Source organism: Streptomyces sannanensis (genome assembly GCF_039536205.1).
In the GTDB taxonomy this organism is placed as follows: Bacteria; Actinomycetota; Actinomycetes; order Streptomycetales; family Streptomycetaceae; genus Streptomyces; species Streptomyces sannanensis.
The window spans coordinates 6,696,506-6,720,687 of the sequence record NZ_BAAAYL010000001.1 but is presented as its reverse complement, the minus strand read 5'-3'; the positions used below and the strand labels follow the sequence as shown (position 1 = coordinate 6,720,687).

General features: G+C 70.0%; 30 protein-coding genes and 5 pseudogenes. 16 read left to right on the top strand and 19 right to left on the bottom strand.

Annotated features, from left to right (window positions below; genetic code table 11):
* Positions 1–16: 16 nt before the first annotated feature.
* The 3 genes and pseudogenes from ABD858_RS31360 to ABD858_RS31350 all read left to right on the top strand — a co-directional run bounded on the left by ABD858_RS31360 (position 17) and on the right by ABD858_RS31350 (position 2,149).
* Positions 17–885, top strand: a pseudogene (locus ABD858_RS31360) (NAD(P)H-binding protein).
* Positions 886–954: 69 nt separating this feature from the next.
* Positions 955–1,800 (top strand): YhjD/YihY/BrkB family envelope integrity protein, encoded by an 846-nt coding sequence (locus ABD858_RS31355; protein ID WP_345043918.1) that lies wholly within the window; start codon positions 955–957, stop codon positions 1,798–1,800.
* Positions 1,801–1,804: 4 nt separating this feature from the next.
* Positions 1,805–2,149: a hypothetical protein gene (locus tag ABD858_RS31350; protein ID WP_345043916.1), complete on the top strand. Its 345-nt coding sequence runs from the start codon at positions 1,805–1,807 to the stop codon at positions 2,147–2,149.
* A gap of 13 nt (positions 2,150–2,162) precedes the next feature.
* Here ABD858_RS31350 and ABD858_RS31345 read toward each other — a convergent pair whose 3' ends face one another.
* Positions 2,163–3,566 carry an NADP-dependent succinic semialdehyde dehydrogenase gene (locus tag ABD858_RS31345; RefSeq protein WP_345043913.1) on the bottom strand — a complete coding sequence of 468 codons (1,404 nt, stop codon included), beginning with the start codon at positions 3,564–3,566 and terminating at the stop codon, positions 2,163–2,165.
* Between the two features lie 108 nt (positions 3,567–3,674).
* Positions 3,675–4,133 carry a winged helix-turn-helix transcriptional regulator gene (locus ABD858_RS31340; protein WP_345043911.1) on the bottom strand — a complete coding sequence of 153 codons (459 nt, stop codon included), beginning with the start codon at positions 4,131–4,133 and terminating at the stop codon, positions 3,675–3,677.
* Positions 4,134–4,225: 92 nt separating this feature from the next.
* Here ABD858_RS31340 and trxB point away from each other — a divergent pair, with 92 nt between their 5' ends.
* Entirely contained in the window at positions 4,226–5,176 is a 951-nt protein-coding gene (gene trxB / locus ABD858_RS31335; protein WP_345043908.1) for a thioredoxin-disulfide reductase, read from the top strand.
* Between the two features lie 105 nt (positions 5,177–5,281).
* Here trxB and ABD858_RS36960 read toward each other — a convergent pair.
* Positions 5,282–5,368: pseudogene (locus ABD858_RS36960) on the bottom strand (CbtA family protein); the annotation flags it as partial.
* Between the two features lie 35 nt (positions 5,369–5,403).
* On the opposite strand from ABD858_RS36960, the gene ABD858_RS31330 reads away from it, so the two are divergent.
* The gene (locus tag ABD858_RS31330) at positions 5,404–5,679 is read left to right on the top strand and encodes a histidine phosphatase family protein (RefSeq protein ID WP_425586284.1); all 276 of its coding nucleotides are present in this window, start codon (positions 5,404–5,406) and stop codon (positions 5,677–5,679) included.
* A gap of 7 nt (positions 5,680–5,686) precedes the next feature.
* On the opposite strand, the gene ABD858_RS31325 is transcribed toward ABD858_RS31330, so the two are convergent.
* Positions 5,687–7,336, bottom strand: coding sequence for an MFS transporter (locus tag ABD858_RS31325; protein WP_345043906.1), 1,650 nt, complete (start codon positions 7,334–7,336; stop codon positions 5,687–5,689).
* Between the two features lie 414 nt (positions 7,337–7,750).
* Here ABD858_RS31325 and ABD858_RS31320 point away from each other — a divergent pair, with 414 nt between their 5' ends.
* Positions 7,751–7,978, top strand: a complete 228-nt coding sequence (locus tag ABD858_RS31320; RefSeq protein WP_345043904.1) for a DUF5133 domain-containing protein — start codon at positions 7,751–7,753, stop codon at positions 7,976–7,978.
* Positions 7,979–7,981: 3 nt separating this feature from the next.
* Here ABD858_RS31320 and ABD858_RS31315 read toward each other — a convergent pair whose 3' ends face one another.
* The 3 genes and pseudogenes from ABD858_RS31315 to ABD858_RS31305 all read right to left on the bottom strand — a co-directional run bounded on the left by ABD858_RS31315 (position 7,982) and on the right by ABD858_RS31305 (position 9,041).
* Entirely contained in the window at positions 7,982–8,515 is a 534-nt protein-coding gene (locus ABD858_RS31315) for a type 1 glutamine amidotransferase domain-containing protein (protein ID WP_345043902.1), read from the bottom strand.
* Positions 8,516–8,577: 62 nt separating this feature from the next.
* A pseudogene (locus ABD858_RS31310) lies at positions 8,578–8,817 on the bottom strand (sensor histidine kinase); the annotation flags it as partial.
* The gene (locus ABD858_RS31305; RefSeq protein WP_345043900.1) at positions 8,790–9,041 is read right to left on the bottom strand and encodes a hypothetical protein; all 252 of its coding nucleotides are present in this window, start codon (positions 9,039–9,041) and stop codon (positions 8,790–8,792) included. The gene ABD858_RS31305 and the pseudogene ABD858_RS31310, both read right to left, overlap by 28 nt.
* 197 nt (positions 9,042–9,238) lie before the next feature.
* Here ABD858_RS31305 and ABD858_RS31300 point away from each other — a divergent pair, with 197 nt between their 5' ends.
* Complete coding sequence (locus ABD858_RS31300; RefSeq protein ID WP_345043897.1) at positions 9,239–10,126, top strand: SigB/SigF/SigG family RNA polymerase sigma factor; 888 nt, start codon at positions 9,239–9,241, stop codon at positions 10,124–10,126.
* On the opposite strand, the gene ABD858_RS31295 is transcribed toward ABD858_RS31300, so the two are convergent.
* A complete protein-coding gene (locus ABD858_RS31295; protein ID WP_345043895.1) occupies positions 10,089–10,547 on the bottom strand; it encodes an ATP-binding protein in 459 nt (152 codons plus the stop codon). The two genes, ABD858_RS31300 and ABD858_RS31295, sit on opposite strands and share 38 nt — an antisense overlap.
* 11 nt (positions 10,548–10,558) lie before the next feature.
* Positions 10,559–10,954 (bottom strand): STAS domain-containing protein, encoded by a 396-nt coding sequence (locus ABD858_RS31290; protein ID WP_345043892.1) that lies wholly within the window; start codon positions 10,952–10,954, stop codon positions 10,559–10,561.
* 114 nt (positions 10,955–11,068) lie between these two features.
* On the opposite strand from ABD858_RS31290, the gene ABD858_RS31285 reads away from it, so the two are divergent.
* The 3 genes from ABD858_RS31285 (at position 11,069) to ABD858_RS31275 (ending at position 12,409) form a co-directional block, all read left to right on the top strand.
* Complete coding sequence (locus tag ABD858_RS31285) at positions 11,069–11,392, top strand: plasmid stabilization protein (RefSeq protein WP_345043890.1); 324 nt, start codon at positions 11,069–11,071, stop codon at positions 11,390–11,392.
* Between the two features lie 151 nt (positions 11,393–11,543).
* Positions 11,544–11,870, top strand: a complete 327-nt coding sequence (locus ABD858_RS31280; protein ID WP_345043887.1) for a DUF3040 domain-containing protein — start codon at positions 11,544–11,546, stop codon at positions 11,868–11,870.
* A complete protein-coding gene (locus ABD858_RS31275; RefSeq protein ID WP_345043885.1) occupies positions 11,837–12,409 on the top strand; it encodes a rho GDP-dissociation inhibitor in 573 nt (190 codons plus the stop codon). Before ABD858_RS31280 ends, ABD858_RS31275 begins: the two co-directional genes overlap by 34 nt.
* Positions 12,410–12,419: 10 nt before the next feature.
* Here ABD858_RS31275 and ABD858_RS31270 read toward each other — a convergent pair whose 3' ends face one another.
* Together ABD858_RS31270 and ABD858_RS31265 are read right to left on the bottom strand one after the other, a co-directional pair.
* Positions 12,420–12,647 (bottom strand): hypothetical protein, encoded by a 228-nt coding sequence (locus tag ABD858_RS31270; RefSeq protein ID WP_425586283.1) that lies wholly within the window; start codon positions 12,645–12,647, stop codon positions 12,420–12,422.
* 181 nt (positions 12,648–12,828) lie between these two features.
* Positions 12,829–13,273, bottom strand: a pseudogene (locus tag ABD858_RS31265) (glutaminase); the annotation flags it as partial.
* Positions 13,274–13,539: 266 nt separating this feature from the next.
* Here ABD858_RS31265 and ABD858_RS31260 point away from each other — a divergent pair.
* Complete coding sequence (locus tag ABD858_RS31260) at positions 13,540–14,517, top strand: CAP domain-containing protein (protein WP_345043883.1); 978 nt, start codon at positions 13,540–13,542, stop codon at positions 14,515–14,517.
* Between the two features lie 72 nt (positions 14,518–14,589).
* On the opposite strand, the gene ABD858_RS31255 is transcribed toward ABD858_RS31260, so the two are convergent.
* Both ABD858_RS31255 and ABD858_RS31250 read right to left on the bottom strand, forming a co-directional pair.
* A complete protein-coding gene (locus ABD858_RS31255) occupies positions 14,590–15,420 on the bottom strand; it encodes a hypothetical protein (protein WP_345043881.1) in 831 nt (276 codons plus the stop codon).
* 123 nt (positions 15,421–15,543) lie between these two features.
* Positions 15,544–16,005: a hypothetical protein gene (locus tag ABD858_RS31250; RefSeq protein ID WP_345043878.1), complete on the bottom strand. Its 462-nt coding sequence runs from the start codon at positions 16,003–16,005 to the stop codon at positions 15,544–15,546.
* A gap of 131 nt (positions 16,006–16,136) precedes the next feature.
* Here ABD858_RS31250 and ABD858_RS31245 point away from each other — a divergent pair, with 131 nt between their 5' ends.
* On the top strand, positions 16,137–17,384 hold the full coding sequence (locus ABD858_RS31245; protein WP_345043876.1) for a cytochrome P450: 1,248 nt from the start codon (positions 16,137–16,139) through the stop codon (positions 17,382–17,384).
* Between the two features lie 92 nt (positions 17,385–17,476).
* On the opposite strand, the pseudogene ABD858_RS31240 reads toward ABD858_RS31245, so the two are convergent.
* The 3 genes and pseudogenes from ABD858_RS31240 to ABD858_RS31230 all read right to left on the bottom strand — a co-directional run.
* Positions 17,477–17,551, bottom strand: a pseudogene (locus ABD858_RS31240) (hypothetical protein); the annotation flags it as partial.
* Positions 17,552–17,598: 47 nt separating this feature from the next.
* Positions 17,599–17,937, bottom strand: a complete 339-nt coding sequence (locus ABD858_RS31235; protein WP_345043874.1) for a Tm-1-like ATP-binding domain-containing protein — start codon at positions 17,935–17,937, stop codon at positions 17,599–17,601.
* Positions 17,913–18,122, bottom strand: a complete 210-nt coding sequence (locus tag ABD858_RS31230) for a hypothetical protein (RefSeq protein ID WP_345043871.1) — start codon at positions 18,120–18,122, stop codon at positions 17,913–17,915. The genes ABD858_RS31235 and ABD858_RS31230 overlap by 25 nt, the downstream gene beginning before the upstream one ends.
* A gap of 94 nt (positions 18,123–18,216) precedes the next feature.
* On the opposite strand from ABD858_RS31230, the gene ABD858_RS31225 reads away from it, so the two are divergent.
* From ABD858_RS31225 to ABD858_RS31215, 3 genes are all read left to right on the top strand, one after another.
* A complete protein-coding gene (locus ABD858_RS31225; protein ID WP_425586282.1) occupies positions 18,217–18,459 on the top strand; it encodes a hypothetical protein in 243 nt (80 codons plus the stop codon).
* Between the two features lie 25 nt (positions 18,460–18,484).
* Positions 18,485–18,898 carry a PaaI family thioesterase gene (locus ABD858_RS31220; protein WP_345043869.1) on the top strand — a complete coding sequence of 138 codons (414 nt, stop codon included), beginning with the start codon at positions 18,485–18,487 and terminating at the stop codon, positions 18,896–18,898.
* A gap of 91 nt (positions 18,899–18,989) precedes the next feature.
* The gene (locus ABD858_RS31215) at positions 18,990–19,364 is read left to right on the top strand and encodes an RNA-binding S4 domain-containing protein (protein WP_345043867.1); all 375 of its coding nucleotides are present in this window, start codon (positions 18,990–18,992) and stop codon (positions 19,362–19,364) included.
* Here the strand turns inward: ABD858_RS31215 and ABD858_RS31210 are convergent, their stop codons facing one another.
* The gene (locus ABD858_RS31210; RefSeq protein WP_345043865.1) at positions 19,365–20,243 is read right to left on the bottom strand and encodes a DUF6397 family protein; all 879 of its coding nucleotides are present in this window, start codon (positions 20,241–20,243) and stop codon (positions 19,365–19,367) included. It lies immediately after the preceding gene.
* Between the two features lie 107 nt (positions 20,244–20,350).
* The gene (locus ABD858_RS31205; protein ID WP_345043863.1) at positions 20,351–20,758 is read right to left on the bottom strand and encodes a roadblock/LC7 domain-containing protein; all 408 of its coding nucleotides are present in this window, start codon (positions 20,756–20,758) and stop codon (positions 20,351–20,353) included.
* A 221-nt stretch (positions 20,759–20,979) separates the two neighbouring features.
* Between ABD858_RS31205 and ABD858_RS31200 the strand changes: the two genes are divergently transcribed.
* Positions 20,980–22,416 (top strand): PP2C family protein-serine/threonine phosphatase, encoded by a 1,437-nt coding sequence (locus ABD858_RS31200; protein ID WP_345043861.1) that lies wholly within the window; start codon positions 20,980–20,982, stop codon positions 22,414–22,416.
* Between the two features lie 80 nt (positions 22,417–22,496).
* On the opposite strand, the gene ABD858_RS31195 is transcribed toward ABD858_RS31200, so the two are convergent.
* Positions 22,497–23,990, bottom strand: coding sequence for a DNA-binding protein NsdB (locus tag ABD858_RS31195; protein WP_345043859.1), 1,494 nt, complete (start codon positions 23,988–23,990; stop codon positions 22,497–22,499).
* Positions 23,991–24,182: the final 192 nt, after the last annotated feature.

Below are 24,182 nucleotides of genomic sequence, written 5' to 3'. Positions count from 1 at the left end.
GGGGAAAGGGCAGACCGTGCGCCCATCGGTCGCCGTCGCCGGAGCGGGCGGCCGCCGCGGCGGCCTGGTCGCGCGAGGCCGCTGCGAGGCGGACCTCACCATGCGGCTGCTCGGCCGTGTGCCGTCCAGGCTGCCGCTACTTCCCGGGGCGGCGGCGGCGCCGTCCGCCGTATACGGCGACGGGGCGTCCATGCGGCGCGCCCTGGAAGGTGTGCACACCTTGTTCCTCGTCTCGGCGTACGAGGGACCGAGCGGGTGCGGGACCATGGCAGCGCCGTCGACGCCGCGGTCGCGGCGGGAGTCGGGCGGATCGTGTACGTGTCGTTCCTCGGCGCGGCGCCGGACGCGACCGTCACCTTCGCCCGCGACCACTGGTACACCGAGGAGTACCTCCGCTCCACGGGGCTGCGCCATACGTTTCTGCGGGACAGCTGGTACCTGGGGGCTGCCGGCCATGGCCGGCAGCGACGGTGTGATCCGCGGCCCGGCCGGCGACGGACGAGTGTCGGCGGTGGCACACGAGGACATCGCCGATGTGGCCGTAGCCGTGCTGTCGGGCGAGGGGCATGACGGTGCCGTGTACGACGTCACCGGGCCGGAGGCGCTGACGCCGGCCGAGGCTGCGGAGGAGCTGAGCCGGTTCGCCGGGCGCACCCTGCGGTACGTTCCCGAGACACGCGAGGAGTCCTGTGCCTCACGGGCGGGGTACGGGGCCGAGGACTGGGAGGTGACCGGCTGGGTGACCTCCTACGAGGCTGTGGCCGTCGGCGAGATGAGTGCCGTCTCCGATGTGGTGTCTCATCTGACGGACCGTCCGGCGCGGTCCTTCGGCGAGTATCTGACGGAGCATCCCAGCAGCTACGTCATCTGCTGCCCGGTGGCTGAACAAGCCGGGTCGTCCATCCGGACGTACGCCGGACGAGTCGCGGCTCTCTTCCGGGTAGTCGACGACACATGCCCCTGAAGCGTTTCGGGACGCACCACGTGCACGGGTTCCGGTACCTGCATCGCAGGATCCTTGCCTCTCCGATCGGCCTCGCTTATTACCGCGGCCGTGAGATGGAGCTGATGCATCGCGCCATGGGCTTCGCCGCGCTCGGGTTCCTGACCCTGGTGCCGTTGCTGATCGTCGTGGCAGCGGCCGACCCCGCGAGCGGAAAGGGGTTCGCCCGGTGGCTGGGGCAGGGTCTGGGGGTGTCGGCGTCGTCCCAGGACGAGATCGCGCGTCTGTTCAACGTGCCGGAAAGAACATGGAAGCAGACGACGTCGTTCGGTCTCGCCGCGCTCGCGGTGTTCGGGGTGACCTTCGGATCCGTCGTGCAGACCGGTTACGAAAAGGTCTGGGACCTGCCGGCGGCCCGCTGGCACACCATGTGGCGGCATGTCGTCTGGCTGGCCGTGCTCGTCTTCTCCCTGGTGCTCTTCGTCAACATTCCCCCGCCCAGGGAGAATCCGCTCCGGGCGATGCTCATCGGGCTGAGCGATCTGGTCGGCACGTGCCTGTTCTTCTGGTGGTCCCAGTGGATCCTGCTCTGTGCCCGGATCCGCTGGCGGGCCCTGCTGCCCGGGGCCGTGGTGACCGCGGTGGCCCTGCTCGGCCTGAGGATCTTCTCCCAGCTCGTCTTCTCGCCGCAGATCGCCTCCAACGCGGTGATGTACGGACCGTTCGGAACGGTCCTGGTCCTGCAGTCCTGGCTCGTGGGGATCGGCGTGGTGGTCTACGGAGGTGCGCTCGTCGGGCGTCTCATCCATGAACTGCTCACCCAGCGACGGCTTCGCCGGAAGTACGACGAGCCCTGAGGGCGTGGGCTCAGCCCAGGAAGTCGACACGGTCGATCAGCCCGCCGCGCACCCGGTAGGCGGCCAGGACCCGGACCGGTGTGTCGTCGACGCCATGGGCGATCTCGTGGTCGACCGCCCAGTCGCCCTCGGTGAGCCGTCCGGCGATCTCCGCCCGGCAGCGGTCCTCGGCGAACTGTGGGGCGTACGTCTCGTACAGCGCGTCCCGGCCGTGCAGTTCGGCGCACCCGATGCGAACGGGGCGGGCGCCTTGTTCGGCGCCCGCCCGCGGCGGTTGGTGTTGCAGTTGGTGGGTCAGGCGGCAGCGGCCTTGCGCTTGGCGGTGGTGCTGGCCAGCCGGAATGACTGAGACGCGGGGCCGCTCACCCGGCCTTCTCGGGTCCGTGCCAGACCGTGGTCGTGTTGCAGAATTCCCGGATGCCGTGGCCCGAGAGCTCCCGGCCGTACCCGGAGCGCTTCACTCCGCCGAAGGGCAGCGCAGGGTGGGAAGCGGTCATGCCGTTGAAGAACACGCCGCCCGCCTCCAGGTCGCGTACGAAGCGGCGTACCTCGGCCTCGTCCCGGGTCCATACGTTGGAGCTCAGCCCGAAGGGCGAGTCGTTGGCCAGCGCCACGGCCTCGTCGACGTCCGTTACCCGGTAGAGCGTGGCCACCGGCCCGAACGCCTCCTCCCTGTGGATCCGCATGCTGTCGGTGATGCCGGCGAGGACCGTCGGGGCGTAGTACCAGCCCTGTTCCAGTCCCTCGGGGCGCTGCGCGCCGCACAGGACCCTCGCGCCGTGGCTCAGTGCGTCGTCCACGAGGGCCTCCACATCGGCGCGGCCCTGCTCGGTGGCCAAGGGGCCGACGTCCGTGGCGTCGTGCATCGGGTCACCCACGGTCAGCTCCTGCATCCGTGCGGTGAAGCGTTCCGTGAACGCGTCATAGACGTCCGTATGAACGATGAACCGCTTGGCCGCGATGCAGGACTGCCCGTTGTTCTGCACCCTGGCGGTGACCGCGGTCCGGGCGGCCTGATCGATGTCGGCGGACGGCATCACCACGAAGGGGTCGCTGCCGCCCAGTTCCAGGACCGTCTTCTTGACCTCGTCACCGGCGATCGCCGCGACCGACCGCCCGGCCGGCTCGCTCCCGGTCAGTGTCGCCGCGGCCACGCGTGGGTCGCGCAGGATGCCCTCGACGGCGCCCGCGCCCACCAGCAGTGTCTGGAAGCACCCTTCCGGGTAACCGGCCCGGCGGATGAGGTCCTCCAGGTACAGCGCGGTCTGCGGCACGTTCGAGGCGTGCTTGAGCAGTCCGACGTTGCCCGCCATCAGAGCGGGGGCCATGAAGCGTACGACCTGCCAGAGGGGGAAGTTCCAGGGCATCACGGCCAGGATCACGCCGAGCGGCCGGTAGTGGACGGTGGCGCGGGACGCGCCCGCGTCCTTCACATCGGCGGGTGAGGGGTGCTCGTCCGCCAGGAGTTCCTCCGCGTTCCGCGCGTACCAGCGCATCGCCTTGACGCACTTGGCCGCCTCCGCCCGGGCGGCCGCGATGGGCTTGCCCATCTCGGTGGTCATGGTCCGGGCGATGTCCTGCTGATCCTGTTCCAGGAGGTCGGCGGCGCGGTTGAGGAGCCGTGCGCGTTCGGCGAAGTCGGTGGTGCGGTATGTCCTGAACGCCGCTTCGGCGGTCGCCAGGCGCCGTTCGATCTCCTCGGCCCCCAGTGGATCGAACGTCTTGAGCGTCTCACCGTTCGCGGGATTCACCGTCGCGATGGGCATGACTGCATCCTCCTCGGCCTCGATGCTTCGACCCTGCCGCGCCGGGCCCGGCAGCGCAACGCGGGGAGGCGAACCGAGCCCGTAGTGAGCCCCCGGTCCGGACGCGCGTCAGGAAGCCCCTTGTGCCGTCCAGCCGGGGACCTGGAAACGAGGCGTGAGGTCGGCGGTACGGACCTGCTCTCCGCAGGCCCGGCACATGATCGCCGGGTCGAGGTCGGCACCGCAGGAGTGTTCCCAGACGAGCGGCGGGACGTCCGCGAGGTGGCGGTCGCCCCACTCCTTCAGCATGAGAAGTACGGGCCGCAGCTCCCGGCCGACCGCGGTGGCGTGGTACTCGTACCGGGCCGGGCGCTCGTTGTAGAGCTTCTTCTCCAGGACGCCCGCGTCCGCGAGCCTGCGCAGCCGTGCGGCGAGCACATCGCGGGGCGCGCCGATGTTGCGCACGATCGAGTCGAAGCGGTTGACGCCGAAAAGGACCTCGCGCAAAACGAGCAGCGAGTACTTCTCCCCGATGACGCCGAGTGTGTCGGCGATGGAACAGGGCCGTGGAATGCCGGATGACGCCATGACGTCCACAGTAGATCAGTGCGGGCCCGCTTCCCGCGGAGCACGGCACCGGATCAGCGTAGGCTGACGTCACCGTACCGGAGGCAGCGCACATGACCGCCGAGAACGAGATCCGCCAAGTCGTCGTCATCGGCTCCGGGCCGGCCGGGTACACGGCCGCGCTGTACGCAGCCCGGGCCGCGCTGAGGCCACTGGTGTTCGAGGGCTCGGTGACCGCCGGTGGTGCGCTGATGCTGACGACCACGGTGGAGAACTATCCGGGCTTCCGTGACGGCGTCATGGGTCCGGAGCTGATGGACGGCATGCGGGCTCAGGCCGAGCGCTTCGGTGCCGAGATGGTCCGGGCCGACGTGGTCGCCGTCGAACTCACCGGTGACATCAAGACCGTCACGGACGCCGAGGGCGCGGTCCACCGCGCCAAGGCCGTGATCATCGCCACCGGTTCACAGCACCGCACACTGAATCTGGCGGGCGAGGAGGCACTTTCGGGTCACGGAGTGTCCTACTGCGCGACCTGCGACGGGTATTTCTTCCGGGACCAGGACATCGCCGTGGTCGGCGGTGGCGACACCGCGATGGAGGAGGCCACCTTCCTCTCGCGCTTCGCCACGTCCATCACCGTCGTACACCGCCGTGACACCCTGCGCGCGTCCCGGGCCATGCAGGAGAGGGCCTTCACAGACCCGAAGATCAAGTTCGCCTGGAACAGCGAGGTCGCCGCGATCCACGGCGAGCAGACACTCGCCGGGCTGACCCTGCGCGACACAAGGACCGGTCGAACGTCCGAACTCCCGGTCACCGGGCTGTTCGTGGCCATCGGTTACGACCCGCGCACGCAGTTGTTCACGGACCAGCTCGATCTGGGCGAGGGCGGCCATCTCAAGGTCGACCCGCCGTCCACCCGCACGAACCTCCCCGGCGTCTTCGCCGCGGGCGACGTGGTCGACCACCTCTACCGGCAGGCCGTCACCGCGGCCGGCACCGGCTGCGCGGCCGCGCTCGACGCCGAGCGCTATCTCGCCGCCCTCGCCGACGGAGAGTGAAGGCGAAAGGGTCCGCCGGGACGTCCCGGCGGACCCTTTCGCGTGCTTCTTCAGCGAGGTGTGGCCGCCGTCCCCGCGGCCACGGCCCGCGCCCCAGGCCCTGTGGGGCTCCAGCACGCGTTCCGCGAGGTGGCCGAAGACCAGGCCGTAAGCGGTCCACAGGGTCACCTGGACGGCGAGTGCCGCAAGGCGTCACGGCCGCGGAGCCGAAGGCGGTCTCTGCCTGGATGACGGACCCGGGCTGCGCGCCGCACGGTGGAGAGTCGCTGCCGGCGGTGTGCGAGCGGGTCGGCGACTGGCTCGGCACGCTGGCCGGCGAGCCGGGGAGGGTGCTCGCCGTGGTCGAGCCCGAGGTGGTCCGCGCGGCGGTCGTACGAGCACTGGGAGCGCCTGAGTGCACGTTCTGGCGGATCGATGTGCCGCCGCTGACCGCCATCGAGTTCAGCGGCCGCGGGGGCCGGTGGAACGTACGTGCCGGGTGGCCGCTCGCGGACTCGGGGTGAGCGGCCGTCAGGGGCCGCGGCCGCTCCGGTCCGTGCCCGGTTCGCGCGCGGCCGGGCCGCTGCCGGATTCGCCGGCCGCGCCCGGCGCCGCCGACTCCGTGGGAACGGCCGGAATCGCACCCCGCAGGCGGGCCAGGTCGGAGGGCCGCACCTGGATGGCCACGAGAGCGATGAGCGTGGCGACGACGGTGAACGTGGCCCCGATGATGAAGACCGCAGACACTCCCGAGGTGAGCACCTGGTCGGCCCAGGTGCCGGGCAGCCGGCCGGTCCGCAGGAATGCGATGCGCTCCGCCGGTGCGGCCCGAGCGAGAAAGTGCGATATCAGGTCTTGCACCTCGTTGCGGCCGGCCATGCCGAAGACCGTGACAAGAATGGAGAGTCCGAGCACTCCACCGACCTGCCGGTGGGCGTTCAGCAGGCCGGCGGCGGCACCCGACTCCCGCGGGGAAACTCCGGAGAGGGCTGTCAGCGTCAGGGACACGAATTCCATGCCCATGCCGAGACCGAACAGAAGCATCGGCCCGAGGAGGCTGCCCAGGTAGGTGGAATGGACCTCGACCAGGGTGAGCCAGGACAGCCCGGCCGAGCCCAGAGTGCCGCCGGCCACCATGAAGGGCTTCGGCCCGAATCTCGGCAAGAGCCGGGAGGCCAGCGCGGCGCTCACTGCGATGGTGGCACTGACCGGCAGGAACGCAAGACCGGCCCGCAGGGGGCTGAAGTCGAGGACGTTCTGCACGAACAGCGTCAGGAAGAAGAACATGCCGAAGATCGCGGCCGCGTGACTCAGCATGATGGCGTAGGTACTGGCGCGATTGCGATCCGCGAACATGTGCAGCGGCGTAATCGGCCGGGTCGAGCGTCGCTCCGTCACGATGAACGCCCCGAGGAGCACCACCGCGGCGGCGAACGCCGCGAGCGTGAGCCCGTCACGCCAGCCGGTCTGCGCGGCCCGGATGAACCCGTAGACGAGCAAAGCCATTCCGGCGGTGGAGGTCAGCGCCCCGGTGAGGTCGAAGTGTCCCGGCTGGTGCGCGGACTCCTTGATGCGGCGGGGCGTTGCGAGGGCGATGAGCACACCGATCGGCACATTGACGAAGAAGATCCAGCGCCAGTTCAGCCACTCGACCAGAACGCCGCCCACCAGCAGCCCGATCGCTCCTCCCCCGGCGGAAACCGCGGCGAAGGCGCCGAAGGCCCGGTTGCGAGCTGGGCCTTCGGCGAAGTTCGTGGTGATCAGCGCGAGTGCGGTCGGTGAGGCGACAGCCGCGCCGCTGCCCTGCAGGGCACGAGCGGCAAGGAGCTGGCCGGAGTTCTGCGCCAGACCACCGAGCAACGATGCGACAGCGAACAACAGCACACCGAAGACGAAAACGCGACGCCGTCCGAGAATGTCGCCGGCCCGCCCACCGAGGAGCAGCAGACCACCGAAGGTGAGCGCATAGGCGTTCACGACCCAGGAGAGGCCGGCGGTGGAGAAGCTCAGAGCCCTCTGGATGTGTGGGAGCGCGACGTTCACGATAGTGATGTCCAGTACCACCATCAACTGGCAAGAGGCGATGACGAGGAGTGCGATCCCGCTTCCGCCGCCACGCTCCCCGGCCGCTGTCTCGGGCCGCTTCGGGCCGTTCGCCGACGCGGGCTGTGAGCTCGTCATGGCGCATCGTGCCCTCGTGGAGGGTCGGTGAGCGCTTCCGCCCACCCCATCCTTCGACCCTATGCCCGGCCTCGGGCCGCGACCAGTCGATCAGCACGGCCCACACGGCTCTCGCGTCCGGGCGCGGCGTCCGGACAAGTGCCGGTTGCGGCCCGAATCTCCCTCCTGCTCCTTCTCGGCCGGTCCGGTCCCCGGCCGGAGGGGAACCAGGCGGCGGAGCCGCTGGCGTACGGCGACTACTGGATCGACCTGCGCCCGGGGGGCGGCGGAAGCACAATGGAGGTCGCTGGCCTGATCCCCTGATGTGTCTGGGCAGGCCCCTGCCGCGCCGCCTCCGTCCTCCTTCCCTGCCGCCCCGGGCGTGCCGAGACAGGGACGCGGAACGGAGCCGGCCCGACACAAGGAGATACGGGCATGCTGCTGCCGGACAAAGGCCTGGTCGGTGCGCTTCTCTCCCGGTACCGGACGCTGGAGAGCCAGGTACTCGCCGATCCGGGTGATCCGACCGTCCGCAGGCGGTTCGAGGACACGGCCTACACCCTTTGCGTGCTGATGGGGCAGCGCACCGCACGGGAGGCCGTCCAGGAGGCGGAGCGGTACGTCTTGCGCCGCCGCGCGCGGCGGAGGGCTGACGCCCCGTAGCTGTCAGGCGAGGAGCGCGTGGACGAGCGCCTCGCAGAAGGCCTTCACATCGGCCGGCCTCCGGCTCGTGATCAGCGTGCCGGGGGCCGAGTCGTCCACCGCCACCTGCTCGTCGACCCAGGTGCCACCTGCGTTGCGGATGTCGGTGCGCAGGCTGGGATATGATGTCAGCGTCCGTCCGCGCACCGCATCGGCCTCGACCAGCATCCAAGGGCCGTGGCAGATCGACGCGACGGGCTTGCCCGCGGCGACGAAGTCCCGTACGAAGGCGACGGCCCGGGAATCCTGGCGCAGCGCGTCCGGATTGGCGAGCCCTCCGGGCAGCACCAGGGCGTCGAAGTCGTCGACCGTGCTCTCGGCGACGGTCCCGTCCACAGGGAAGGTGTCGGCCTTCTCCAGGTGGTGGAACGCCAAGATGTGGCCGGGCCGGGTGGAAAGCAGTTGCGGCGTTCCCCCGGCGGCGGTCACGGCCCGCCAGGGCTCGGTCAGCTCGGCCTGTTCGACGCCCTTGGGCGCCATGAGGAACGCCACTCGCATACAGCCCACGCTACCCGAACGTAGTGGCCCGTCCTCGGCGCCGGGCACCTCGCGGCGCTCCGATTGCGCAGCACCTGCCGGAGCCGGGACTCGTCGGTGGTGATCCGCTCCAGGATATCGGGCGCCGTGACCACCCGGAACTCCAGCTCCCGCTCGCGCGCCACGGGCTGGAAGGTCGCCCCGACATGCTCTGCGAACTGGCGCAGAGGGAACGGCTCGGGGTGGACATCCATCTTCCCGGCCTCGACCTTCGAAAGATCGAGGATGTCGTTGATCAGCTGGAGCAGGTCGGATCCGGCGGAGCGCGGGTGACCTCGGAGGTGTCCAGCGACAACTGGTCGGCCATGCCGTTGTAGACGGCCGCTATCTCGCCGAGGAGGCCTTCGGCCTCGATGGGCAGGCGGATGGAGAAATCTCCGTCGCGTACCGCGGTCAGCCCGGCCGGCTGCTTCCCGAGCCCTTCCTCACTCAGCTCTGCCGTGGGCCGGGCGGGCCCGTCCCGTGGAGTGCGGGCGGCTTCTGCCATGGCTGACCTCGCGCTGTCGTCGGCGCCACAGTCCACTGTGGCACGTGGGGACGCGACGGACACATGAATCCTTGACTCCGGGACGGTTCCGGTGCGCACCGGACGCCGAAACGCACCCTTGTACATCAAAGCGGGTGATATGGGTAAGAAAGCTGTAGTCGGGGGTGCTCGTACGGCGGTCTCGTCGAAGGAACCTCATGTCCAGCCACCCGCAAACCGGCCGGGCAGCCCGTGAAGCACTCGCCGGGCTCCCGGAGATTCCCGATCCGCTGTCCGTCAGCACGATGGATGCCAGGGCGCTGTCGACGTCCCTGTTCGAGCGTCTGAGGGCGCTGGAGGAGGGCACACCGGAGTATTCGTACGTCCGTAACACCTTGGTCGAGCTCAATCTCAGCCTGGTGAAGTACGCGGCCACGAAGTTCCGCAGCCGCAGCGAGCCCATGGAGGACATCATCCAGGTCGGGACGATCGGACTGATCAAGGCCATCAACCGGTTCGACATCGACCGTGAGGTGGAGTTCACCTCCTTCGCGCTGCCCACCATCGAAGGCGAGATCAAGCGCTTCTTCCGGGACACCAGCTGGGCCGTCCGGGTGCCACGTCGACTCCAGGAGCTCCGGCTCGATCTGGCGAAAGCCTTCGACGCACTGGAGCAGCAGCTGGACCGCACTCCGACCACGGCCGAGCTGGCCCGTCGGCTCGGCATCAGCGAGGCGGAGGTGGCGGAGGGTGAGCAGGCCGCCAACGGCTATGTCGCCCGTTCGCTGGACGCACCCGTCAACGACGACGAGGCGCTGAGTTCGATGACCTGCCGCCTCGGCCGGGAGGAGCCGACGCTCGACACGATCGAGTCCGTCGAGTCCCTCAAACCACTGATCGCCGCTCTGCCGGAGCGGGACCGGATCATTCTGTCGCTGCGGTTCTGCGAGGACCTCACCCAGTCGGAGATCGGCACACGTCTGGGCATCTCCCAGATGCACGTCTCACGGCTGCTGGCCCGAACCCTGGCGAAACTGCGGTCCGGCCTGCTGGACGACGACGCGCCGTCTACGGGCGAGGACGCCCGCGAGCCGGCACTCCACTGAGCGGAGAGGCCACCTCCAACCAGACCGTCTTGCCGCGCCCCCGAGGTGTCGATCCCCAGCTCCGCGCGAGCCGCGCGAGCACGATCAGACCGTGGCCGCCCGGCAGTGAGGCGTCACAGGACGGGCGGGGCCGCGGGTGCACCGGGCTGTCGTCGGTGACCTCGATGCGCAGACGTTCATCGGTGCAGTTCAGCATCAGTTCCCTGGGGCCTCCGGCGTGCAGACAGGCATTGGTGACCACCTCGGACACGAGCAGCAGCACATCCTCGACAACCGCTTGCTGCTCGTCGTCCGCGGCGGGGATCCACTTCCAGTCCGTCAGGGCGTCCCGGCTGAAGTCACGGCACCGGCCGACCACACCCTTCGTACCGGACAGCGCGAGGCGGCGGGTCCGCCCCTGCGCCCGGAGGCCCTCATCCATGACGCCCTCCGTCATCTCTGCCGCCGGTCCCCCAGAGCCTCCTCGAGACTCGCATGCACCCGGAACACGGTGTCCGCCCCGGTGATCCCGAACATGCGGGCCACGGGCGGCTGCAGCGCGACGAGTTCCAGCCGGATGCCCGCGTTCTGTGCGGCCAGCCTGCCCCGGAGCAGGGCGTTCAGCCCGGTGGAGTCGCAGAATCGCAGGTCCGAGCAATCGACCAGGATCCGGTCGGCTCCGGCCGTGATGCCCCGCGTCAGCGCGTCGCGCAGCGCCCCGGCCGTGTCGTGGTCGAGTTCACCGCCGAGTGCCAGCACGACCGTGCCGGGGCCGGACCGCACATCGACCGTGAACCGCGGGCCACGGGTGTCCTCACCGTCCGGCTTCCCGGTAACTCCCGGCGCCATGCAGAGTTCTCCTGAATTGAAGGACATACATAGAGTTACTACGACTATTACGTGTTTATGCAGTCATAGCCAGTCGCCACCGGGGTAGACGCTGAAGCCGGAGAAGGAGGAGCCATGCCCCGCGGATCCAGCCCCAAGCGTGAACGGCAGTACGAACACATCAAGGAGAGCGCGCTCGAGCGCGGCGAGAGCCTCGACCGCGCCAAGGAGATAGCCGCCCGCACGGTCAACAAGGAGCGGGCGCGGGCCGGCGAGTCGAAGAGCACGAGCCGCACCTCGCTCGAGGACATGTCCTCCGGGCGGCGCGGCGGACAGCGCTCCCACAAGGGCGCCCAGGGCCCGACGTACGACCAGCTCTACGCGGAGGCCAAGCGCCGGAACATCGAGGGTCGTTCCAGGATGAACAAGAAGGAGCTCGAGCGGGCGCTGCGCCACTGACGCCAGGCGCCGCTGCCCGCGCATCGGGGCACCTTCGGCGCGAATCCAGCCCCGACGCGAATCCTGCCCCGAAAGGATCGAGAATCGGAAGGAGAACCATCAAGAATCACCGGCCGACGGCTGACCTGGCCGGGATCTGGAGGCTTCAGCCATGGACGGAGCCGGACTTTCCGATCACGAACAGCGGATTCTTTCCGAGATCGAATCAGATTTGCAGGGTGACGAGACCCTGGACCGAAGAATGCGGACGATGCGCTGGGGGCACCCGGTGCCACATCTGCCGACGAGGATGCCGAAACCCAGTGGCCTCACCGTCTCGCTGCTGGGGGCGCTGTCGCTGACGCTGCTCATAGCGGCGGTGGTCACCACGGCCCAGGCCCTGATCTGGGCATTCGCGGTGGTCTGGGCCGTGACCGTGCTGGGAGCGTTTCAACTGGTGTGCTGTTGGATGAAGCGGACCGGGGACAGGGGCACCTGACTCCGGGTTTCATTGCCGGGAGCACGCATTCCCCTGGCTATGCTTTGGTTTCAGGTGTGTCGGTCCAGCGGCGAAAGATGGCTCGTCTGATGAAAACCTCCCACGAAGTTCCGGCCGGCGACACCCCTCAATTCGAGCTTCTGAGCGTGTCCCTGCACGCCGAGGGCCACGTTGAGATGGCTGTCCGGCTGCCTGTTCCGGGAGAGGCCGAATCCGCGCCGCAGACCGCTCCTTTCGTCCTGAAGGAGGGCGCGGAAATCCGGGTCACGCTGATCTTCCGCATCGGGAAGAGGCCCGTCGAAGGCCTCAAGTTCGTGGAGGAGCGAAAGCGGCACGGCTCGGGCATCGCCACAAGTGAGGTGCTGTTGGGGAGTTATCGACCCGGCGGCCCGTACGAAGTGGTGCTTCCCGCCGAGCACCTCCCGACCGGCCATCTCGCGCGTGACACCTATCAGGTGACGGGGACATTCGTCGACACCGACGGCCATGTGCTGGGCCGTGAGACCCACAGCTTCGAGATCGCGAAGGCCTGGGACTGAACAGGGCGCCTCACATGTGACGGTTCGCGTAGTACTGCTCGGCGAGCCGGATGGACGCCACATCGCTGTCGTGCTGACCGCCCCGGTGACCGGGCGCTGCCTTCACCTCGTCCTTTGTGCAGTTCACGTACACCGTGCGACTCTCGGAGTCGATGCGCGACACGACGCCCGCGGGGAGCAGCACCTGCCTGCCGAAGATCCAGGGGCCGGTGTCCACGACGATGCAGGACCGGTCCACGTCCTCGGAATGCTTGCCGATCCTTCCGACGGAACCGTCGGTCGCCTCGATCTGGTAGCCGATGAGCTGCAGGCCCGGCGTGCACCCCGCTCGCTCGGGATAACCCCGGATTCCGGTTCCCCCGGACCTCCGCTGCGGCTACCCGGAGCCGCCCGGCTCAATCCGGCTCCGGCACGACCGGTCAGAAGACGGACCACCCCCATCGTCGTGAACGCGTCCAGGGCCTGGACGGCCGCGACGGAGTTGCCCGCGGGGTCCAGGGCGGGGCTCAAAGCGCACCGGGCGCCCTTGCCGGGCACCACGGCCAGGATGCCGCCACCCACCCCGCTCTTGCCGGGCAGGCCCACGCGGTGGGCGAAGTCGCAGGCGGCGTCATAGGTGCCGCAGGTGAGCAGCACGGCGTTGACCCGCTTGACCTCGCTGCGGGACAGCGGCCGGGAGCCGTCGGCGCACAGTCCGTGGCAGGCCAGGAAGCCATCCGAGAGGGCGAGGTCGCGGCAGCTCGCGGAGATCGAACAGGGAGCGTAGTAGCGCTGGAGGACGGTGTCGACGGGATTCTCGAGATCGCCGTAACCGGCGAGGAAGTGTGCGAGCGCGGTCTTGCGGTGGCCGGGCGCCGGTCCGCTCTGGCTGTGGCCCCGTCGGTCGTCCGCGAGTACGCGGAACGACGCCCGGGCATCGGCGGCGATGCCTCCGGATGGGGGCACGGGGGCCGTCCGCCGCATGCATCCTTTCCCAGCGCCCCCCGGGCTGACCAGCGCCGACGCCGGATCACCAGGCTTTCGGCCCATCAGATCACCCGTACTGCGGTTCCTGTCGTCGCGGCCGCGTCGCACGATCTCCCAAGCGGTGCAGGAACGACATGCAGGCCGACGGAGAGAGTGGACAGACCGTGAGCAGTGAAAGCGGCGCCTCGATGATCACGGCGGCGCAGGCCGGCGACCAGTGGGTCCAGGACGAACTCGTCGCCGAGTACCTGCCGCTGGTGTACAACATCGTCGGCCGCGGGTGCACGGCGTGTTCCGGGCACTCTTCCGGCCTGATACCGGCCGAGGAGTTGCTCATCGGGCTGGCTCTGGTGCCGCCGGCGGCTCTCCCGATCGCGCCGGACCGGACGGATCGCGCGGCCCGGACCGCCGTCGGCCTCACAGCGCGGACCACGCCTCGGGCCGCCCGTCGCCATCGACTGCGCCCCCGGCGCAGGATGGTGCTGATCGCCGGGGGTGCGGTACTGGCCACCGGGGCCGGTGTCGTCACCTTCTCGGTGGGTGCTCCGGACAGGAGCCGGGAGGTCGTGCGTTCCGCGGAGGCGCCGCGTACCCCCGATGCGGACCCGCCGGTGACACCGACCTCGGCCTCCCCCGCGCGCGGCCCCGTGGCCAGAGCCGGCTGGAGGACGTCCGCGTCACCCACGCCCGCGACGTCACCTCTGGGCCGTCCCGCCCCGGCCAGGGGCGCCGCGGCGCCGGTTCGCGCCAACGGCCAGTCTTCGTACGTGCGGCAGGTCATCGCCCTGCTCAACCGCGAGCGGGAGAAGCATGGCTGCGGACCGCTGCGCGCCGACAGTCACCTGCGCACCGCGGCCCAGCGGCACTCCGACGACATGGCGGCCCGCGGCTTCTTCTCCCACACCAATCCCGACGGCACCGACCCCGGTCGGCGCATCACCGTCACCGGCTATGAGTGGAGTACGTATGGCGAGAACATCGCCGTGGGCCAGAAGAGCCCCGAGCAGGTGATGAAGTCGTGGATGGACAGCCCCGGCCACCGGGCGAACATCCTCAACTGCGCCTTCAAGGACGTCGGCATCGGCATCCACTTCGGCCCCGGTGGCCCCTGGTGGACGCAGAACTTCGGGGCCGGCGGCTGACGGGGCTCGTACGGGTTCCAGCTCTTCAGCGCCGACGATCACCTGCTGGGTGCATCGGACCGAGGCCCGGCATCAGCGAGGGCGAGACTCGTACAGCGTCGTGTGGTACCGGCCCGCGCACTCCCGGCCCGCCGGGTCGGCACCGTTGCTCCGTACCGCTTCGACGGCGTGGCGTTGCTCGTCGGGTCCGGTGAACAGGCGCTGGGGATAGGTGATCGACAGGTCCGCCTCGGTCCTCAGCCCGTGACCCGCGAGCCGGTCGGCGATGGGAGCGTAGGAGACGGTACGCAGGACGAAGGCGCTCACCCAAATGGGTTGCCGTGCGCAGCCCAGCAGCGCGTCGAAGGTCCGGTGGGTCACATAGCTCCCGCCGCCGGTGAGAGTGATGAGACCGACGTCGGCCACCGCACGCCGGAGAGCGGGGCTGGGCGGGTCCTGCTCCAGGTTCTCGGCGAACGCCGCATCGAGCAGGCCGACCGCCAGGGCATAGCGCAGGGCGTTGCCCGCGATGTCGAGGCCGATGACGGGCGCGGCGCCGGGGCGGCGGCGGGAGGCGTAGAACTCCTTGTCCCAGTCGATCAGCTGATCCGTGGTGCACCGCGCCGCCTCGGGACCGGTGTAGTGGTCGTACAGCTCGGCCAGGGTGAGGTCGTGGTTCAGCAGGGCGGCGTTGATCCCGTACGAGCAGCACAGGTCGAGGACGGCGGTGGGTGCGCCCGTGGCTCCGGCGGCGGTGCGTTCCGCGTACGTCCGGCGGAAGACGGCCTGGGCGTGGTGCGGGATCTCATAGACCAGCGGGGCGAGGCGGCTGAAGTAGGCCCTGGGGTCCTGCTGGTCATAGATGTCCTCGAAACGCGTCTTGCCCCCGTTGTTGCCTGCGCCCCCGGTCCCGCTACGGATCATGGACGTTCCCTTCCCCGTACAGCGTAACGAGACGTCGGTTCCGCTGCAGCCTGCGCCCTGGCGGGCCGGAGCTGCCTGAGGAGCGGGCGCACGGCGGGACGCGGGCTCCGGTGACGAGCCGGGTCACCGCGCCGCGGGCAGCGCGGAAACAAGCAGGAAGCGGCGGCGGCGCGGGCCGCGGTAGAGCAGGGCCTCCCAGCCCAGCCGTTCCAGGACCTCGGCGCACCCGCTCAGGCGGGCCTCTTCGTCGGCTGCGGCGCCGCTGCCGGCAGGGCCCAGCCATTCCACCCGTACCGAGCCCGGCTCGTCCGACGGCGCCACGCGGTACCCGGTCGCGGTCCGCCGTCCGTCGGCGTCGACGGCGGACGGCGGGATGCCGTGCGACTCCAGGGCCAGGGCGACCGCCCGCGGCATGCGACGGCGCTCCCATTCCGCGGGAGTGGCGGCGGGATCGGGGGGTGCGGTGTTCGTGATCCGGCGGACCTGAAGCAGTCCCTCGAACGCCACGCGGACCTCGGCCGCACGTGCCGCGGTGTCCTCCGTGGGCAGCGGGCCGTCCCCGGTCGCCACAACGAACCCTTCCAAGGTCTCTCCCCCTTCGTCCGGATGACGGCCATTCGGCCGTCCGCAGGAAATTCCCCACCCGCACAGGTGACTGACACCGGCGGCTCCTGCCACCGACGCAAGGATGACAGCACGGAAAAGGAGGCGTGACGATGCGGCAGGGTACCGTCGATCTTGCTGGCCCGCTGTTCTGGCAACTCCCGCCGGAGGAAAGGCACAAGGCCTTCGCGCTGCTGCGCGGTCTGGACTCGCCGGCGTACTTCACCGAGCGTCCCCGCGGCCGGTGGGGGTCCGGACGAGGGTTCTACGCACTCGTCAGACACGCCGATGTCGTTGAGGCGAGCCGTACGCCCCGGGTGTTCACCAGTGCCCCGGGAGTCACCACACCCGAACCGGCGCGCTGGGTAAGGGCCTTGTTCGGCGACTCCATGGTCAATCTGGACGGGCCCGAGCACGCCCGGCTGCGTCGGATCGTCTCCCGTGCCTTCACTCCACGACTGCTCGCGGAGGCGGAGCAGGACATTCACCGGGTGGCCGCCCGCGTCGTCGACGAGGTGATCGGGCGGCGGCCGGACGATTTCGTGACGGCCGTCGCCTCGCGCGTGCCGTTCGAGGTCATCTGCAATCTGATGGGCATCCCGGAGCGTCAACGTCCGCCGATTCTCGACCAGGTGAACCGTGTGTCCGAGAACGTGGGTGTCGCGCGCGGGGCGCTCCCGAGGTTGCGCATGCCCGGCAGAGGTCTGCGTGCGCTGGCACGGGTGCAGGCGATGGTGGCGGAGACCGGACGGGAGCGCCGCCGACGCCCGGCCGGGGACCTGATCTCGGCGCTGGTGAACGCCGACATCGACGGCCATGCGCTGACGGGCCGGCAACTCGGCGCGTTCTTCTCGCTGCTGTTGGTGGCCGGGGTGGAGACGACCCGTAACGCGATGGCGCACGGGCTCGCGCTACTGACCGACCATCCCGGGCAACGGGCCCTGCTGCTGTCGGACTTCGACCTTCATGCGGAGGGAGCGGTGGACGAGATCGTGCGGCATTCGACTCCCATCATCCAGTTCCGGCGCACGGTGGCCTCGGAGTACCAACTGGGCGGCCGGACCTTCCGGCCCGGCGACAAGGTCGTGTTGTACTTCGCCTCGGCCAACCGTGACGCCGCCGTGTTCACCGATCCCGACGCCTTCGACATCACGCGCAGCCCCAATCCGCATCTGGGATACGGCGGGGGCGGCCCGCACTTCTGTCTGGGCGCGCATCTGGCCCGGCTGGAGATGAAGGCGCTGTTCCGGGAGCTGCTGACCCGGTCGCCGGATCTGCGTGCCGTGGGCGGACCGGTACTCGTCCCGTCGAACTTCGACAACCGGGTCAGGTCGCTGCGGTTCGTGTGCGGCCCGCCGTGATCAGACCGTGCAGCCGGTCGGCGGCTGCACGGGGCGAAGGCCGGAACGTTGATGCGCGTGTCGACTTCGACCAGGTCGACCGGGCTGCCGTCGAGTGCCACACGCAGCGCCGCGAAGAGCGCCTCGTCCGTGGCCGGGTCGTGGTACGGGTCCCCGGGGGCGCCCAGGGTGGGCAGCCCGCGCAGCGGCAGGAAGACCGCCGCCGGTCCGGTAGCTAAAGCCGGTGATCCCCTCGAAAGAAGGACTGATGGAGCCGGCAGCCGACGAACTTCGGGGGGACGGATGCGAACGGCCCCAGCTTCACCATGTCGAGCACGCCCAGGCTCACCACCTGGGGAACTTCCGCCCGTCCGGCGGCACTCAGCCGGTTGGGACCGGCCGAGAGGATGCCTCCCACCAGGTCGTCGGCCAGCTCGCTGAGCGTCAGGTCGAGCGCTCCTGCGAAATGGCGCGCTCCGGCCAGGGCCTCCAGTGACCGGCCTCCCTTTCCGGTGACATGAAAGACCAGCACCTGGTAACCGAGTCCCGTCAGCCGTTCCCGCGCCGCGTCCACTCCGGCGTGGTCACACCCACCATCGTCGCCGCGACCACCGGCCGGTCACCCGAGCCCAGCTCCTCGGGGCTGAGTGCGCGCGGGAGGGCTGCGAAGCCCCGGGCCATCGCGGCGATCGCGTCCGCGGCGTTGGCGAGGCTTGGCTCCGGACATCGCCCCGTGCGGCGCCGAGGGCCGAACACCACAGGTCGCGCGTTCGACTGACGCCGCGTGGGCGGGCCGTTGTCAGACCCGTGCGAGAGGGTGGACCGCACCACACCTTCGGCGGGAGAGGACCAGATGACCGGCATGACCGACCGCGAACGCGCCGCGGCGCAGGCGTACGTACGGCTGTTGGAGACGGCACGGGCAGTGCTCACCCAGGGCCCGGGGAACGCCCCGGCGATGGTGCCGCTGCTCGCCGCACCCATGGCCGATGCGGACGAGGCGCTTCAGGCAGCCGGACTGGCGGGCAACGAGGCGGGATACTTCCGGCTTGTCGCCCGCCTTCGTCCCGAAGTCCAGCAGGACATGGACATATGACGTGCCGCGGCCTCACACTGGGCGGGTGACCATGGCCCTCGCTGAAGCCGACAAAGTCCTTGCCGACAACTTCGCACCCTGGGTGCTCGAACTCGGCCTGTCCGTGGTGGAGACCGGCGAACGACACGCGGTGCTGCGGCTGCCGTGGTCGGAGCGGCTGGCGCGGGACGGGGGCGGCCTGTCCGGGCAGGCCCTTATGGCGGCCGCGGACACCGCGACCGTGATCGCGGTGGCCTCCGCGCGCGGCGCCTACGGGCCGATGACGACGGTGCAGCAGTCGACCACGTTCCAGCGGGCCGTCGTGGGCGCCGATGTGCTGGTCGACGCCAGGATCACCAAGCTCGGCAAGCGCATGGCCTTCGCCGACGTCACCATGACGGTGGAGGGGGCCGACGAGGTGGCCGCGCACGCGTCCGCGGTGTACGCGCTTCTTGGCTGACAACGGAGACCGCCGGCCCTCTCACCGGGCGTGTGGGTGGCTCCGCCACTGACACTTCGGTCATCGCGATCGGTCGTCGTAGAGTCGTGGCATGGCTTCCCAGGAAGAAACCGTCCGCGTCGACAGCTGGCTGTGGGCCGTCCGGCTCGTGAAGACACGCTCGCTGGCCGGCACCGCCTGCCGGGCCGGGCACGTACGCGTCAACGGTGAGCGTGTGAAGCCCGCGCACACGGTGCGGGCAGGCGACGAGGTACGGCTCCATCACCTGGGCCGCGAGCGCATCGTCGTCGTGTCACGCGTGATACGCAAGCGTGTCGGGGCATCCGTCGCCGCCGAGTGCCTGGTCGACAACAGTCCGCCGCCACCGCCGCGGGAGGAGGTCGCCGTGGCCGGCGTGCGTGACCGTGGCGCGGGGCGTCCGACCAAGCGCGAGCGGCGCGACCTGGAGCGGCTGCGCGGCCGGTGACTACGGTCCGGCCGCCCCGCGTCGGCGCACGCCCCGGCGCAGCCGGGTCAGCAGGCTTCTGCGCCGCGCCCGCCCGCGCCCGTGCGGCAGGGTGCGGAGGCGGTCGGGGCGCGGCGCGGGCCGGTCGGCGCGGGCTTCGTCGACGGCGAGCGCCAGGCTCACGCGGTACCAGAGGATCTCGTCCGGGTCGTCCGCGAGCGACAGGCGGTCCACGTTCTCCCCTGACGTCGCGGAATCCCTGCGGCCCGGCAAGAGATCCGGGCGGAGCCGGGTCAGGTGGGCCCGCTCGTACGGATCGTCGACGACCTCGGCCAGCTGCACCGGGTCGAGCACACAGGCCATCACGGCGGCCCGCTGCCAGGGGTCGTCCGTCCGGCGCAGCAGGAGGCCGATGCATCGTCCGCGCCAGTTGCGCGGACGACGGTCCGTCCCCGACTCCAGATCCTCCCGTACCCGGCCCGGCAGCCTGCCGGTGAGCAACTCGGGGTGTTCATCCGCGAACATCTGCAGTTCCTCGGCGAGATAGAGCCAGACGACCGCCCGGTACCTGTTGAGGCAGCACCTGACCGGCGTGAGGTGGCCGGTACGCGCCAGGGTGGTGAAGCGGTTCCGGCTGACGCCGATCAGTGCGGCGCCCTCGGCCGTACCGACCACCCGGAGTCGCTCGCGCAGGGACTCCGGGAATCCGTCCGCGGCGCGGAGTCTGTCGATCTCCTCGCGCGGGACACGCTGTCTGCCTCCGGCCTCGTCGGCCGTGGTGCGGATGTGCCCCAGCTGCACTGCGAGATCGAACTCACCGCGCCTGAGCCCGAGTTCCTGCGCGCCTCGGGCGGCCGGCAGCGACCTGGCGACGGTGCGTGATGTTTCGGTGACGGACATGAGCCCTCCCCCGTGAGTGTTGAATACTCTCGGTGACGACCGTAGCCCGGTGTGCCCCGTCCCGCCCGGGCCTGTGGAAAACTCCACGGCCGGGCGGGACGCGCAGGTCACAGCTCCCGCTGCCGTGCGGAGACGCCGAGGTGCTCTCCCACTCGGTTCACCAGGAGTGTCATCTCGTACGCGATCTGGCCGATGTCCGCACCCGCGGTGCTCAGGACGCACAGGCAGCTGCTGTCGCCGGCCGCGGTGACGAAGAGGACTCCGTCATCGAACTCGATCATGGTCTGCCGTACCTTGCCCGCCTGGAAGTACTGGCCCGATCCCTTCGCCAGGCTGTGCAGTCCGCTGGAGACAGCGGCCAGATGCTCGGCGTCCTCGCGCCCCAGACCTTCGCTCGCACTGGTCACGAGCCCGTCGCTGGACAGCACGATGGCGTGCCGTACGTCGGCGACCCGCTTCGCGAGGTCGTCGAGCAGCCAGTCGAGCCGGCTGTCCCGTCTGTTGCCGGATTCCATCTTCCTTGCCTCCCCGTTCGGTGGTCCCGTGGCAATAAGCCTTCCTCAACCGAGCTGCAGGATCAAGAAGATGATGGTCACTCGGGCGGCCTGCGGCATATGCCGGAAGCACCACCGTATCGAGTGTTGCCGAATCCCTTACAGGCCCTCTCCGCCTATGCAACAGTCGTACCCGGTCCACCATCCAGACCTGGCCTGCCGCGCCTGCATCGGAGTACGACATGCCGTCCCATCTGTACGACGCGGACCGTCCCGCCCCACAGCCTCCCGAGCGGGGCTCGGTGGACGCGCTCATCACGCAGACCCGTCGGCTGCGCGGTGACATGGACGCGGTCAGACGGGAGGCCGTTCTGGAAGACGACGCCGAGGGACGCTGGCAGCGGGCGCTGTGCGACCTCGCGATGCACCATCTCGACGACATCCGGGCTCATTTAGGGCAGCTGAAGGAAGGTCTGCCGGCCGCACCGGCGGACGACGAAGCGGAGCCGGCGGCGTACGAGGAGGACCTCTCCGCTCCCCCGCCGAGCTCCCTGCTCAGCCGGGTCGGCAGCGCGGAATGGAACCTTCTCACCGACGAGGTGAGCTGGTCGGACGAGCTGTTCCGGATCTTCGGCAGGTCTCCCGACAGCGGTCCCATGTCACTGGACGAGTTGCCCTCCATGGTGTTCGCCGAGGACCAGCCGCTGCTCACCGCGATGGTGACGGACTGTCTGGTCGACGCAAGGCCCATCGACGGGGAGTTCCGGATCGTACGGACCGATGGATGTGTGCGCACGCTGCACATGATGGGTGAGCCCGTGCTCGACTCCGACGGCTGCACCGCGTCGATGTGGGCGGTATTGCGGGATGTCAGCGAACTGCGCAGAAGCCAGCGCGTGGTGCGGGAGAGCCGCGTCTCCCTCCAGCGTGAGCGCAGAATCGAACAGACCGAGCACAGAGTCGCGGTCGAGTTCCAGGAGGCCGTGCTCCCACCGTGGCGGGGACCGCTGCGGCTCTCCCACCAGGGCCCGGCCTCCCTGGATCTCGCGGCGCACTATCTGCCCTCTACGACCAGCACGCTGATCGGAGGGGACTGGTACGACGCGCTGGAGCTGCCGGACGGACGGTCCCTGCTGACGGTCGGAGACCTGACCGGCCATGGAGTGACCGCCACCTCCGGCATGGCCATGCTGCTGGGAGCCTTGCGCGGCATGGCCGTGGCCGGCGTCGAGCCCGGAGACCTGATGGGCCATCTCAATCATCTGCTGGAGACATCGGTGCAGCCCGCTCTCGGCAGCGCCGTGTGCTGCCGGTTCGACTCACGGACCGGCATCCTGTCCTGGGCACAGGCGGGCCATCCCGCCCCGCTGCTGTTCCGCGGCGGGACGGGACGCGAGCTGACGGCCCCGGACGGCGTGCTGCTCGGCGCCACCTCCGGTGCCGTGTACGGGCAGGCGGAAGAACGCCTGCTCCCCGGGGACCTGCTGGTGCTGCACACCGACGGGCTCACCCGGCGCGGCGCCTCCGACACACGAGGGCAGAGCAGGCTGCTCGGTGTGGCGCCACGGCTGGCAGGGGCCCGCAGCGCTCAGGAATGCCTGCGTCAGATGGTCGAGGAGTTCGGCGAGGCCGAACGGGAGGACGACACCTGTGTCCTGGTCGCCCGAATCGGCGACTGACGGGCGCCACCCCAACAGGTGGCTTCCACAACAGACAGCGGAAAAGAAGGGGTTGTATGTGACTCACGTACACCCCCTGCTCAGATGTCAGCGTTCCCGGCGGGCTTGGACGGCCTGTTCGGCAGTGCGAGCTGGATCTCCCGACGGAGGTCCTCGATCTTTCCGTAGCCGGCGTACTCACCGGTGAGCCGGTACATCTCGCGCAGCCGGTCCCAGGTGCGGTGCGAGGAGGTCTCCCCCATCGACACCAGGGCCAGCCGGGCGTAACGGTCGGCCTGCTCGGGGTCGTCGGCGATGAAGCAGGCCGAAGCCATGGAGAGATAGTCGAAGATCTTGGACCGTTGGCGGCCGTTGGCGCGCAGCTCCAGCGCCTGCCGGGCATGGCGCTGCGCAATGACGGCTGCGGTCGGCTCGTGTTCGGCGAGAGTGCGGTAGGCGAGGGCCTGCATGCCGTGCAAGTCCGCCTCGTCGAACATCTGCATCCAGCTGGGCGACGGTACATCGCCCTTGTCGGAGACGAAGAGTTCCTCGGCCTCGCCGAGGGTACGGCGCATCGCCTGCCCCCGGCCCATGGACGCCTGCGCCCATGCCTCGATGGTGTGCAGCATGGCGCGGGTGCGCGGCAGGGTCTCGGCGCCGGAGCCCGACTTGGCGAGCTTCATCAGGTCCAGGGCGTCGTCGGGGCGGCCGAGGTGGACCATCTGGCGGGCCGCCCGGGACAGGGCCTCGCCGGCCCGTGGGCGGTCCCCGCCCTCCCGCGCCGCGTGCGCGGCGATGACGAAGTACTTCTGGGCAGTCGGTTCCAGGCCGATGTCGTGGGACATCCAGCCGGCGAGGACGGCGAGATTTGCCGCCACGCCCCAGAGTCTGCGCTGGAGGTGCTCCGGGTGGCGGTAGGCGAGCATGCCGCCCACCTCGTTGAGCTGTCCCACGACCGCCTTGCGCTGGAGACCGCCGCCGCGGGAGGCGTCCCAGGCACGGAACACCTCGACCGAACGTTCCAGGGCCTCGATCTCCTGTGACCCGACGGGCGCGGCTTCGTAGCGGTCGAAACCGGCTGGGTCGGCGAACAAGGGATCGTCGATGCGGGGGGCGTCTCCCGCAAGGGCGGGATCGGTGTGCAGCCAGTCGTACATGGCGCTGCTGAGTGCGGAGCCTGCGGTGAGCGCAGCACCCGCGCCCACCAAGCCGCGTCGGTTGAGCATGAGGTCCATTCCCGTGAATTCGGTGAGGACCGCTGCCGTCCGTTCGGGCGCCCACGGCAGTCCGTCGGGGTTCTGTACGTTCCCGACGCTCCGCCGTCTCCCCACGCGCCCGTTCCGGTCGAACCCGAGGTCCTCGATGGTCACGACACGGCCGAGTCGCTCGGTGAACAGGGCAGCCAGCACCCGGGGCACGGGGTCGCGGGGCGTCTCGCCCATGTCGATCCAGCGCCGGACCCGCGAAGTGTCGGTGGCCAGCTGCGGATGGCCCATGGCCGCCGCCTGCCGGTTCACCAGTCTCGCGAGTTCCCCCTTGGACCAGCCGGCCAGGCCGAACAGGTCCGCCAGGCGGGTGTTGGGTTGTCCGCTCACGTCAAGCCCCCAGGTTCTCGGCTGAGTTGACAGTAACCCCGTGTCAGATGCGGCGGGACTATTCGCCAGGGTTCGCCAGGGTGCGCCAGATGGTGTGCCACCCGCGGACGGGTGTCAGGTAGGAACGCGCCGCCCCGCCCCGGCAGCCCTCCGCATTCCCCAGGGTGCGGCCGGAAGCCGGAGCGGGCGGCG